This is a genomic window from Candidatus Methylomirabilota bacterium (assembly GCA_035260325.1).
Lineage (GTDB): Bacteria > Methylomirabilota > Methylomirabilia > Rokubacteriales > CSP1-6 > AR19.
In genome coordinates this window covers 20,389-32,426 of the sequence record DATFVL010000061.1, presented here as the reverse complement: position 1 = coordinate 32,426, position 12,038 = coordinate 20,389, and the positions used below count along the sequence as shown (strand labels likewise).

The 12,038-nt window shown below is 71.9% G+C and carries 11 protein-coding genes; 8 read left to right on the top strand and 3 right to left on the bottom strand.

Features of this window, described 5'->3' with window-relative positions:
* The 3 genes from VKG64_04395 to VKG64_04385 all read right to left on the bottom strand — a co-directional run.
* A partial coding sequence (locus tag VKG64_04395; protein ID HKB24274.1) for a 4Fe-4S dicluster domain-containing protein occupies positions 1–661 on the bottom strand: 661 nt, incomplete at its 3' end.
* Between the two features lie 169 nt (positions 662–830).
* Positions 831–1,280: a rubrerythrin family protein gene (locus VKG64_04390; GenBank protein HKB24273.1), complete on the bottom strand. Its 450-nt coding sequence runs from the start codon at positions 1,278–1,280 to the stop codon at positions 831–833.
* 3 nt (positions 1,281–1,283) lie between these two features.
* Complete coding sequence (locus VKG64_04385; GenBank protein HKB24272.1) at positions 1,284–1,739, bottom strand: transcriptional repressor; 456 nt, start codon at positions 1,737–1,739, stop codon at positions 1,284–1,286.
* A 116-nt stretch (positions 1,740–1,855) separates the two neighbouring features.
* Between VKG64_04385 and uvrA the strand changes: the two genes are divergently transcribed.
* The 8 genes from uvrA to VKG64_04345 are packed head-to-tail and all read left to right on the top strand — an operon-like array spanning position 1,856 to position 12,029.
* The gene (uvrA, locus tag VKG64_04380) at positions 1,856–4,642 is read left to right on the top strand and encodes an excinuclease ABC subunit UvrA (protein ID HKB24271.1); all 2,787 of its coding nucleotides are present in this window, start codon (positions 1,856–1,858) and stop codon (positions 4,640–4,642) included.
* Between the two features lie 2 nt (positions 4,643–4,644).
* Complete coding sequence (locus VKG64_04375) at positions 4,645–5,850, top strand: MFS transporter (GenBank protein HKB24270.1); 1,206 nt, start codon at positions 4,645–4,647, stop codon at positions 5,848–5,850.
* Complete coding sequence (locus tag VKG64_04370; GenBank protein ID HKB24269.1) at positions 5,847–7,151, top strand: ectonucleotide pyrophosphatase/phosphodiesterase; 1,305 nt, start codon at positions 5,847–5,849, stop codon at positions 7,149–7,151. Before VKG64_04375 ends, VKG64_04370 begins: the two co-directional genes overlap by 4 nt.
* A gap of 35 nt (positions 7,152–7,186) precedes the next feature.
* Positions 7,187–7,978, top strand: a complete 792-nt coding sequence (locus VKG64_04365) for an alpha/beta hydrolase (protein HKB24268.1) — start codon at positions 7,187–7,189, stop codon at positions 7,976–7,978.
* Positions 7,979–7,988: 10 nt separating this feature from the next.
* On the top strand, positions 7,989–9,254 hold the full coding sequence (locus VKG64_04360) for an NAD(P)/FAD-dependent oxidoreductase (GenBank protein ID HKB24267.1): 1,266 nt from the start codon (positions 7,989–7,991) through the stop codon (positions 9,252–9,254).
* A gap of 25 nt (positions 9,255–9,279) precedes the next feature.
* Positions 9,280–10,506, top strand: coding sequence for a hypothetical protein (locus tag VKG64_04355; GenBank protein HKB24266.1), 1,227 nt, complete (start codon positions 9,280–9,282; stop codon positions 10,504–10,506).
* A 3-nt stretch (positions 10,507–10,509) separates the two neighbouring features.
* Positions 10,510–11,013 (top strand): OB-fold domain-containing protein, encoded by a 504-nt coding sequence (locus tag VKG64_04350; protein ID HKB24265.1) that lies wholly within the window; start codon positions 10,510–10,512, stop codon positions 11,011–11,013.
* On the top strand, positions 11,010–12,029 hold the full coding sequence (locus tag VKG64_04345) for an LLM class flavin-dependent oxidoreductase (protein HKB24264.1): 1,020 nt from the start codon (positions 11,010–11,012) through the stop codon (positions 12,027–12,029). The genes VKG64_04350 and VKG64_04345 overlap by 4 nt, the downstream gene beginning before the upstream one ends.
* The last annotated feature ends 9 nt before the right edge of the window (positions 12,030–12,038 follow it).

The following is a 12,038-nucleotide window of genomic DNA, read 5'->3' as shown; positions in this document are numbered from 1 at the left end:
CCCGGCCTGTCGGCCCGCCCGCCGCGCTTGCGCGAGCCGCAGTCTCCCGGGCTGGCGCCACGCCTCCTACAGCGACGGGCTCCCGGCCTGTCGCCACGCCCGTCGCGTCTGCGCGACCCGCGGTCTTAGCGTTCTCGCGTTTCTTGAACCATTGGGTGAAGGTCTCGCGATGGAACTTCGGAAGGTTCCGCCGCCTGTGGATCCCCGCGACGGCCTGAACGAACGCGCGGTGCACGCCGAGCTCGTTCAGCCAGTTCGTCAGCGGCGCCGCGAGGCTGCTGAGCCGGCCGATGAGCTCGGTGTTGCCGAGCATCCGGTCCTGACGGCTGACGCCGTTCTTCCGCGCCTCACCGGCGCGGGCGCGCAGCATCAGGCGCGGGAAGTCCACCGCCCACCGGTGGGGCGGGGTGTACGGGCAGTGGTTGTAGCAGAGCTTGCACTGGTAGCAGAGGTCCACGACCTCCTTGACGTCGCGCGCGCGCAGCTTCTCGACATCGCCGTCCACGGCCTCCACGTCGAGGCGGTCGAAGAGAACCTTGAACGACGGGCAGAGCGGCAGGCAGCGCCGGCAGCCGCCGCAGATGTCGTAGACGCGCCGCAGCTCTTTGTCGACCGCCGACAGGTCCCAGAACTCCGCCGAATTGAGGTCGAGCGTCCCCATGATGGAATCGAGCCTCGTTCCGGTTCGGTGGGGGAGGGACGGGGTGACCCTGCGAGACCCGTGTAGTCAGGGTCGCCCGAACCGCAAACCTACAGCCTCGACCCCGCGTGTTGCGGCTAGCGTGGTCGAGCAGGGTCCCCCGGCGCGCCCCCCCGAACCGGAACGAGAGCTAGATGGCCTCAGCCGGCTCCTTGCCCGCGATCTGCTTGAGCCCCTTGTTGAACCGCCCCGCGTGCGACTTCTCGGCCTTCGAGAGCGTCTCGAACCACTCGCCGAGCTCCGGGAAGCCCTCGTCACGCGCGGTCTTGGCCATGCCCGGGTACATCTGCGTGTACTCGTACGTCTCGCCGGTGACCGCGGACTTGAGGTTCTTCTCGGTCTTGCCGATCGGCTCGTCGGTCACCGGATCGCCGACCTCTTTCAGGAAGTCGAGGTGGCCGAAGGCGTGACCGGTCTCGGCGTCCGCGGTGTCCTTGAAGAGGCCCGCCATGTCGGGAAACCCCTCGATGTCCGCGACGCGCGCGAAGTAGAGGTAGCGGCGATTCGCCTGCGACTCGCCGGCGAACGCTTCCTTCAGGTTTGCGTGGCTCTTGGTGCCCTTGAGGCTCTTGCCTGCCATGACTCAGCTCCTCCTTTTTGCTTTCGGGGACGTCCGGCCGCCGTGCCGGCGACAGTCGCCGCAGCGGCCGAAGTACTCTGTGCGGTGGTTCAGGATCTCGAAGCCGGTGTGCGCCGCCATCCGCGCGCGCGCGGCCCGCCCGCGGCGCGCCGGGACGTCGTAGATCCGGCCGCACGCGAGGCAGGTGAAGTGGTCGTGGGGCGCCGTGTTGCCGTCGAAGCGCAGCCCCGCCGCGTCCGCGCGCTCGGCCAGGAAGCCCTCGGCGGCCAGCACGCGGAGGTTGCGGTAGACGGTCGCGAGGCTCACGCGCGGGAGCCGCTTCCGCACGCGGCGGTAGACGAAGGCCGCCGTCGGGTGGACGTCGGTCGCGCGCACGGCCTCGAGGATCAGGCGCCGGGGCTTCGTCGGCCGCAGCCCCCGCGCGCGCAGCGTGGCGTGGGTCTCGTAGTTAGTAATCATTATCAACAGCGACGTCGGAGTCTACCGGGCCGCCGCGCGCGTGTCAAGCGCTCCGCCGCGCCCTGGCGCCGCGGCGCCGGTTCCAGTAGACTACCCACCTCAGGAGGACCGATCGAATGGCCCAGCCCCCCGGGCTCTCGATTCACGGAGCCCGCCAGAACAACCTCAAGAACATTTCGCTCGAGATCCCCCACGACAAGCTCACCGTCGTCACCGGCGTGTCGGGCTCGGGCAAGTCCTCGCTGGCGTTCGACACGCTCTTCGCCGAGGGTCAGTGGCGCTACATCGAGTCGCTCTCGACCTACGCGCGGATGTTCCTCGACCGCGTGGACCGGCCGGACGTGGACCGGATCGAGCAGATCCGCCCCGCCGTCGCGCTCGAGCAGAAGAACCCGGTGCGCACGGCGCGCTCGACGGTCGGCACCGCCACGGAGGTCTACGACTACCTCCGCCTCCTCTACGCGAAGATCGGCCGCGTCCACTGCCCCGAGTGCGGCGCGCCGGCAGCATCGCACTCGCCCGATTCGATCGTGAGCGCGCTCCTCGCCGAGCACCCCGGCGCGCGGGCGCTGATCGCGTTCCGGCTGTCGGTGCCCGCGGGTCTCCCGCCGGCCGAGCTCTGGACGAGCCTCACCCGCCGCGGCTTCGCGCGCGTGCGCGTGAACGGCTCGATCCTCGACCTCGCGGCGCCGCCCCCGGCGGATTTCGGCGAGCACAAGGACATCGCCGTCGTGCTCGACCGCGTCGTGCTCGAGTCCGCGCACCGCACGCGCATCGCCGAGTCGGTCGAGGCGGCGCTGCGCGAGGGCGGCGGCCGGGTCGAGGTCGAGGTCCTCGGGCACGGCGGCCGCGTCTTCGCCGAGGACTACCGCTGCAGCGGGTGCGGGACCGTCCTCGAGCGGCCGCAGCCGCTCCTGTTCTCGTTCAACCATCCGCTCGGCGCCTGCCCGGAGTGCAAGGGGTTCGGCAACGTCCTGAAGTACGACGAGGCGCTCGTCGTGCCCGACCGCGCGCGCACCCTCGCCGACGGCGCGGTGGAGCCGTGGACGCACCCGTCCGGCAAGTGGTGGCAGAAGACGCTCCTGAAGGCCGCGCGCCGGCACGGGATCGACACCGACACGCCGTGGGAGAAGCTTCCCGAGCCCGCGCGCCGGCTCGTCTACGAGGGCGACGGCGGCTTTCTGGGCATCACGGGGTTCTTCGAGGAGGTCGAGTCCTACCGCTACAAGCTCCACGTCCGCGTCTTCCTCTCGCGCTACCGGAGCCAGTCCCCCTGCCAGACGTGCCGCGGCGCGCGGCTCAAGCCCGCGGCCCTCGCGGTCCGCGTCGCCGGGCTCACGATCTCCGAGTTCACCGCGCTCACGATCGAGAGCGCCGCGCGCCTGCTCGCCGAGCTCAAGCTCACGGCCTGGGAGGCCGTCGTCGCGCGCGAGATCCTCCGCCAGCTCGGCGCCAAGCTGACGTTCCTCCTGCGCGTCGGGCTCGGCTACCTGACGCTCGCGCGCCAGACGCGCACGCTGTCGGGCGGCGAGGCGCAGCGGATCAACCTCGCGAACCAGCTGGGCTCACAGCTCGTGGGAACGCTCTACGTCCTCGACGAACCATCTATTGGCCTCCATGTGCGCGACACGATGCGGCTCGTCGAGCTCTGCCGCGAGCTCGCGCGCGCGGGCAACACCGTCGTCGTCGTCGAGCACGACCGCGAGTTCATCGCCGCCGGCGACCACGTCGTCGAGCTCGGCCCCGGCTCGGGCGACCGTGGGGGCGAGATCGTCTTCAACGGCCCGCAGGCCGAGTTCCAGAAGGCGAGGCACTCGCTCACCGCGCGCTACGTCACGGGCCGGGAGTCCATCCCGGTGCCGCCGTTCCGGCGGAGCGGGCGGCGCCACCTCGCGCTCCTCGGCGCGCGCGAGCACAACCTCAAGTCCGTCACGCTCCGCGTCCCGCTCCACACGCTCACCGTCGTCACCGGGGTCTCGGGCTCGGGCAAGTCCACGCTCGTGCACGACACGCTCTACCGCGCCGCCGCGCGCGCCTTCAAGACCGAGTTCACGCCGCCGGGCGCGTACGACGCCCTCACCGGCCTCGAGTACCTGAAGGGCGTGCGCCTGATCGACCAGGAGCCGATCGGGCGCACGCCGCGCTCGAACCCCATCACCTACGTGAAGGCCTTCGACGAGATCCGCAAGCTCTTCGCGGCGCTGCCGCGCGCGAAGGCGCTCGGCCTCGACGCGGGCGCCTTCTCGTTCAACGTGCCGGGCGGCCGCTGCGAATCGTGTCAGGGCGACGGCTTCCAGAAGCTCGAGATGTACTTCTTCGAGGACGTGTACGTGACCTGCCAGGAATGCGAGGGGCGCCGCTATCGCCCCGACGTGCTCGGCGTGAAGCTCCGCGGCCGCACGATCAGCGACGTGCTCCAGATGACGGTGGACGACGCCGTCGAGTTCTTCGCCGCGCAGACCGCGCTCGCACGGCGGCTGCGCGTCCTGCAGGACGTGGGCCTCGGTTACCTCCGGCTCGGGCAGCCCGCGACGACGCTCTCGGGCGGCGAGGCGCAGCGGCTCAAGATCGCGGCCGAGCTGGGCGCGCGCGAGTCGGGCGAGATGCTCTACATCATGGACGAGCCGACGACGGGCCTGCACCTCGACGACGTCAAGAAGCTCCTCGGCGTGCTCAACCGCCTCGTGGACGCCGGCAACACGATCGTCGTCGTCGAGCACCACCTCGACGTGATCAAGTCGGCCGACCACGTGATCGACCTCGGCCCCGAGGGCGGCGAGGAAGGCGGCGAGATCGTCGCCGAGGGCACGCCGGAGGCGGTCGCGCAGACGCCGGGCTCGTACACCGGCAAGTTCCTCGCGGAGGTCCTCCCGAAGCTCAACGGCAAGAACGGTCGCGCCTGATCTTGTTTCGGGGCTGGGTCATCGTCGGGGGCGCGTTCCTCGTCCTCTTCTTCGCGTACGGCGCCCAGTACTCGTTCGGCGTCTTCTTCTCGGCGCTCCTCGAGGAGTTCGGCTGGAGCCGGGCCAGCCTGGCGGGCGCGTTCTCCCTCTACGCGGCGCTCTACTGCGTCTTCGGCTTCCCCGCGGGGCGGCTCACCGACCTCTGGGGCCCGCGCGTGGTCATCGGCGCGGGCGGGCTGCTCCTGGGCACGGCGCTCGCCAGCATGTCGCTCGTGACCGAGCTCTGGCAGCCCTATCTGCTCTACGGCGGCGTCGCGGCGCTCGGCATGGGGACCGCGTACGTCCCGTGCAACACGACCGTCGTGAAGTGGTTCGTCCAGCGCCGCGGCCTCGCCGTCGGCCTTGCGTCGAGCGGCGGGAGCGCGGGCACGTTCGCCCTGCCGCCCCTCGCCCAGCTCCTCGTCACCGCCGTCGGCTGGCGGACGGCGTACGTGGTCTTCGGCGCCGCGATCTTCGTCGTCCTGACCCTCGTCGCGTGCGTGATGCGGCGCGATCCCGAGAGCGTCGGCCTCCATCCCGACGGCGCGCCCGCGCCGGCCGCGGCGGGCGCCGCGGAGCGGGGCTGGCCCCTCGCGCGCGCGTGGCGCACGCGCGCCTTCTGGATGCTCGGCGCCGCGTTCAGCGCGACGTGGATCCCGGTCTTCGTCCCGCTCGTGCACATCGTGCCGTTCGCGCGCGACCTCGGCTACTCGGCCCTGACCGGCGCGTGGGTGGTCTCGACGCTCGGCATCGGCGCGGTCGCCGGGCGGCTCGTGATGGGCGGCGTCTCGGACCGGCTCGGACGGAGGGCCACGCTCGCGATCGGGATGGCGCTCCAGGCCGTCGGGTTCCTCGGCTTCCTCGCGGCCGCGCGCGGCCCGCTCGTGCTCTTCGCCGACACGTTCGTCTTCGGCTACTCGTACGGCACGGTCTCGACGCTCTTCCCCGCGATCGTCGGCGACTTCTTCGGTCGCGGCCAGACGGGCGCGATCGTCGGGTTCTTGTTCGCGCTCGCGGGGGCGATGGCGGGCTGGGGGCCGCTGATCGCCGGCGCGCTCCACGACGCGACGGGCAGCTACAGCATCATGTGGGTCGTCGGCGCCGTCTTCAACCTGCTGGGCGTCGCGCTCCTCGCGCTGTCCCGGGCGCCGCGGGAGGCGCCGGCGTGAGCGCGACGCGCGCGATCGTCGTGAGCGTGGACGGCCTCGCCGCCTTCTACTTCCGGGACGGCGCGGCGCGCATGCCGGGGCTCCGCGCGCTCGCCGAGCGCGGCGTCATCGCCGAGCGGATGGAGACCGTGTTCCCGAGCACGACCTGGCCGACCCACGTGAGTCTCGTCACCGGCGTCGCGCCCGACCGCCACGGCGTGGTCGGCAACAGCGTCCTCAATCGCGCCACCGGCGCGCGCGAGGACCTGAGCGGCGACCCCGTGTACGACGCCCCGGACCTCGTGCGCGTGCCCACGATCTACGACGTGGCGCATGCGGCCGGGCTCGGCACCGCGGCGATCGACTGGCCCGCGACGCGCCGGTCGCCCGCGCTCGACTTCAACCTGCCGTTCTTCAAGGACCAGCGGATCTTCGAGACGCAGACGTCGCGCGCCGTGTGGGCGGAGCTCCTGGCACTCGGCTATCCGCTCGACCGCCAGGGCGAGTGGGCCGAGCTGCCCAAGCGCTTCCTGAAGGACGCGATGGTCGCGGAGCTCGCGGCGCACGTCTGGCGCCGCCACGCGCCGCGGCTCATGCTCGTGCACTTCCTCTGCGTCGACAGCTTCCAGCACCTCCACGGCCCGCGCTCGCCCGAGGCCTACTGGGCGATCGACTACGTGGACGGCCTCATCCAGAGGCTCCTCGGCACGCTGCCCGCCGACGAGCTCGGCGAGCGCACCGCGCTCTTCGTCGTCTCGGACCACGGCTTCCTGCCCGTCGCGCACGACGTGCGCATCAACGCGCGGCTCCGGCAGCTCGGACTGCTCCGCGTGGACGCGGCCGGCGGCATCGCGGGCGGGGAAGCGCGCTTCGTCGTGAACTCCGGCGCGGGCTACGTCTACTGCACGGGTGCCGGCGATCGCGCGCGGCTCGCGCGGGACCTGGCGCCCGAGCTGGCGCGGCTCGAGGGCGTCGCCCACGTCTTCGCGGAGGGCGCGTACGCGGGCCTCGGGCTCCCGACGAGCGCCGCGAACCCGAAGGTCGGCGACCTCCTCCTCGAGGCGGCGCCGGGCTACTCCTTCGCGGACGACGCCGCGGGCGACGAGCTCGTCTGCGCCCCGCGCTATCGAGGCTCCCACGGCCACCTCCCGACGCACGCCGACCTCGGCGCATTCTTCCTGGCGGCGGGACCCGGCATCGCGAAGGGGATGACGCTCGCCGCGGTCCGGAGCCGCGACGTCGGGCCCACGGTCGCCCGTGTGCTCGGTCTCACACTGGCGGGGACCGACGGTCGCGTCCTCGACGAGGTCCTCGGCGCCTGACCGGAGCCGGCGCGGGCCTGCTAGAATCGCGCGGGATGCCGATGGAGATCGCGGGGCTCAAGGTCGAGCGCGCGGCGCCGCGGGTGCCCGAGCACGGGCGCCCGATCCTGTTCGTCCACGGCATGTGGGGCGGGAGCTGGATGTGGGACAAGTGGCTCGGGTTCTTCGCGGGCCGCGGCGTCACCTGCTACGCGCTCGACCTCCGCGGCCACCACGGCTCGAAGCCCGTCCGGGACATCGGCCGCGTCCCCTTCGCCGACTACGTGACGGACGCGCGCGCCGTCGCCGGGGCGATCGGCAACCCGATCCTCGTGGGCCACTCGATGGGCGGCCTCATCGTCCAGAAGCTCGCCGAGATCGGCGATCCGCCCGCCGCCGTCCTCCTCACGCCCGCGGCGCCGCGGGGCATCTTCGCCCTGTCCACGCCCAAGCTCTTCTGGCTCTCGCTGAGGCACGCGGGCGAGATCTTCGGCTCCCGGCCGATCACGCCGTCGTTCGAGGAGGCCGACGCGCTCCTCTACGGCCGGACCCCGCCGGAGGAGCGCCGCGCCGCGTTCGAGCGGCTCGTGCCCGAGTCGGGACGTCAGGCCTTCGACGTCGCGGTGACGGGCGTGCCGGTGGACGCCCGGCGCGTGCGGTGCCCGATGCTCGTCGTGGCGGGCCGCGAGGACCGCATCACGCCCGCGAAGACGGTGCGGAAGGTCGCCGCGAAGTACGGCGCGGAGATCCGCGTCTGGGACGAGCACGCCCACATGCTCATCCAGGAGCCCGGCTGGGAGGCGATCGCCGCCGACGTCGCCGCCTGGCTCGAGAAGGAGGCGCGATGAACATACGCCCATGAGACGACCGGCCGCCCCTCCGCACGTGGTGATCGTGGGCGGCGGCTTCGGCGGGCTCTACGCCGCGCGGGCGCTGGCCCGCCGGGCCGTGCGCGTCACGCTCCTCGACCGGCGCAACCACCACCTCTTCCAGCCGCTGCTCTACCAGGTCGCCACGGCGGCGCTGAACCCCTCCGACATCGCGGTCCCGCTCCGATCCGTCCTGCGCAAGGCCACCAACATCACGGTCCTCCTCGCGGAGGTCGCGCGGGTGGATCTGGCCGGCCGCCGCGTCGTGCTCGATCGCGGCGAGATCGGCTACGACGCGCTCGTCCTCGCCGCCGGGGCCAGCCACTCGTACTTCGGCCACGACGACTGGGAAGTGCTGGCCCCGGGGCTCAAGACCCTGGAGGACGCCCTCGAGATTCGCCGCCGCGTACTCCTGGCCTACGAGGCCGCCGAGCGCGAGAGCGACGGCGCCGAGCGGCAGGCGCTCCTCACGTTCGTGGTCATCGGCGGCGGTCCCACCGGCGTCGAGCTGGCCGGCGCCCTCGGCGAGATCTCGCGCCAGACCATCGCCCGCGACTTCCGCCTGATCGACCCGACCAAGGCGCGGATCGTCCTTCTCGAGGGCGGGCCGCGCATCCTCACCACCTTCCCGGAGTCGCTGTCCCGCAGCGCGGAGGACGCGCTCCGGCGGATCGGCGTCGAGGTGCGCACGAAGGCCGTCGTCACGCGAGTGACCACGGACGCGGTGTGGCTCAGAGGCGAGCAGATCCGCGCTCGCACCGTGCTCTGGGCCGCCGGCGTGGCCGCGGCGCCGCTCGCGCGGACCCTCGGTGCGCCTCTCGACCGCTCCGGCCGCGTCCTCGTCGAGCCGGATCTCTCGATCCCGGGCCATCCCGAGGCCTTCGCCATCGGCGACATGTGCGCGTTTCTGCATCAGACCGGCGCGCCGCTGCCCGGCGTGGCGCCCGTGGCCATCCAGCAGGGGCGCGCGGTGGCGGACAACGTGTGGCGGCGACTCCACGGCCAGCCGACCCGTTCCTTCCGCTACCGCGACAGGGGCAGCATGGCCACGATCGGGCGCGCGGCCGCCGTCGCGGTCGTGGGTGGGCTCCCGCTCTCAGGGCTCGTCGCGTGGCTCGCGTGGCTTCTCGTGCACATCATGTTCCTGATCGGCTTCCGCAACCGCTTCCTGGTGCTGTTCGAGTGGGCCTGGGCCTACGTCACCTGGCACCGAGGCGCCCGGCTGATCACCGGACCGTGGAAAGGCCGCGGCTGAAAAAGTGGTAGCATCGCCGGCACAGATGGTCGTCCAGAGTCGCGGCCTTCGGGACAAGTACTGCATCGTCGGCGTGGGCGAGACCGAGTACTCGCGCGGCTCCAACCGCACGACCCGCGCGCTGGCCGTCGAGGCCGTCCGCAACGCGATCCTCGACGCGGGCCTGACGGCGCGCGACGTTGACGGGATGATGGACTATCAGGGCGGCGACTCGACCCTCGCCAACCACGTCGCGTCGGACCTCGGCATCCGCCTGAACTTCTACATGGACGTGATGGGCGGCGGCTCGTCCACCGAGGCGCTCGTCGGCCTCGCGATGGGGGCGATCGAGGCCGGCATGTGCAACACCGTCGCGATCTACCGCTCGATGAACGGCTACAGCGAGTTCCGCATCGGCGGCACGGGCGCCCGCGCCGCCCAGCCCGTGCGCGGTCTCGACCTCGCCCAGGTGCCGTTCGGGATGCGGAGCGCGGGCCAGAACTTCGCGCCGACCTTCATGCGCCACATGTACGAGTACGGCACGACCTCCGAGCAGGTGGCCCACGTGAAGGTGGCGCACAGCAAGCACGCCTCGCAGAACCCCAAGGCGCTGCTCAAGGAGCGCGTGACCGTCGCGGACGTCGTCGGCTCGCGCTGGATCGTGAAGCCGCTCCGCCTCCTCGACTGCTGCCTCGAGACCGACAACGCGACCTGCGTCATCGTCACCTCGGCCGAGCGCGCGCGCGACGGCCGCCGGCGGCCCGCGCGCATCCTGGGCGTCGCCGGGCGCGTGTCGAAGCCGCGCCTGGACTTCCACTGGGCCCACGGGCCGATCACCCGTGTCGCCGGCTACTACGCGAAGGACATCGTCTTCGGCCAGGCGGGCATCGGCCCCGAGGACGTGGACGTCACGGGCTCCTACGACGCGTTCACCTTCACGACGATGCTGCAGCTGGAAGAATATGGGTTCTGTAAGAAGGGAGAAGGAGGGCAGTACGTCTCGAGCGGAGCCATTGAACTAGGCGGCAAGCGCCCCAACAACACGTCGGGCGGCCATCTCTGCGAGGGCTACACGCACGGCATGTCCATGGTGATCGAGAACGTCCGCCAGCTCCGCGGGACCGTGGACGACTACTGCCCGACGGCGGCCGAGGGCGTCCACACCTACGATTACGCCCCGGGCCGCTGCCGCCAGGTGAAGGACGCCGAGATCAGCATGAACCTCGGCTGGGCCATGCCGCCTCTCGGCAGCGCCCTGATCATGAGGCGATAGCCCATGCCCCAGCCCGTCCAGTACCGCGGGATGTCGCTGATCGTCCCCGACAACGACACGGAGTGGAAGGAGTTCTACGCGCACGCGCGCGCCCACCGCCTCGTCGTGCGCAAGTGCGCAGCCTGCGGGCTCCTGCGCTACCCGCCGACGCACGCGTGTCCCTGGTGCATGGCGCTCGGCTGGTCGTGGCAGGAGGTCTCCGGCCGCGGGACGATCTACTCCTACGAGATCGTCCACCACGCGATCCAGCCGGGCTTCCGCGAGCTCACGCCCTACCCGGTCGTCCTCGTCGAGCTCGACGAGCAGCGCGGCGCGCCGACGCCCGACGAGGCGCTGCGGATCATCGCCAACCTCCTCAAGCGCGATCTCACCCCGGAGGACGAGCAGCACGTCGCGATTGGAAAGCGCGTGAGCGTGATCTTCCAGGACCTCGCCGAGCACATGGCGCTGCCGCAGTTCACGCTCACCGACGAGGCCTCGCAGGGACGGGTCTGGCGGCTCGCGTGAAGTTCGGTCTCGGGCTCTCCGTCCAGCATCTCCCGGACGACCCGCAGGCCGCGCGCTTCCAGGAGCACGTCGAGCAGGTGCGGCTCGCGCGTGCGGTGGGCTTCGCGTCGGCGTGGGCGAGCCAGCACTATCTCTCCGAGCCGTTCAGCTACTTCCAGCCGATCCCCACCCTCGGGCGCATCGCCGCCGACGCCCCCGGCATGACGCTGGGCACGGGCTGCCTGCTCCTGCCGCTCCACCACCCGCTCGAGGTCGCCGAGCAGCTCGCGACGCTCGACGTGATCACGGGCGGCCGCCTCGTCTTCGGCGTGGGCCTCGGGTACCGCGACGCCGAGAACGAGGCGATGGGCCTCGATCCGCGCGAGCGCGTCGGCAGGCTCGTCGAAGGGCTCGAGGTGATCGAGCGGCTGTGGAACGGCGAGCCCGTGAGCTACGAGGGCAAGCATTTTCGCATGCGCGACGTGAGGATCTCGATGCGCCCGCTCCAGCGGCCGCGCCCGCCCATCTGGCTCGCGGCGAACGCCGACGCCGGCGTCAAGCGCGCCGCGCGCCTCGGCGACGCGTGGCTGATGAACCCGCACACGACGCTGGCGACGCTCGAGCGCCAGCTCGCCCTCTTCACGCAGACGCGCCGCGAGCTCGGCCGCCCGCCGGCGGCGGAAACGCCGCTGATCAAGGAATGCTACGTCGCGCCCGACACGGCGAGCGCGTTCGCCGAAGCGGCGCGGTTCCTCGACGCGAAGTACCGCGCGTACCGGCGCTGGGAACAGGACAAGGCGCTGCCGGCCGGCGAGAGCTTCGACCTCCCCTTCGAGGAGCTGGCGCGCGACCGGTTCGTCATCGGCGACCCGTCGCGCGTCGCCGAGGAGATCGCGCGCTACCGCGAGCGGCTCGGCCTCACGACGATGATCTTCCGCCTGCAGTGGCCCGGCATGGAGCAGGCGAAGGTCCTCCGCTCGATCCGGCTGCTCGGCGACAAGGTCCTGCCGAGGTTCGCCGAGGAGCGCGGGCCGTGAGAGCTTCTA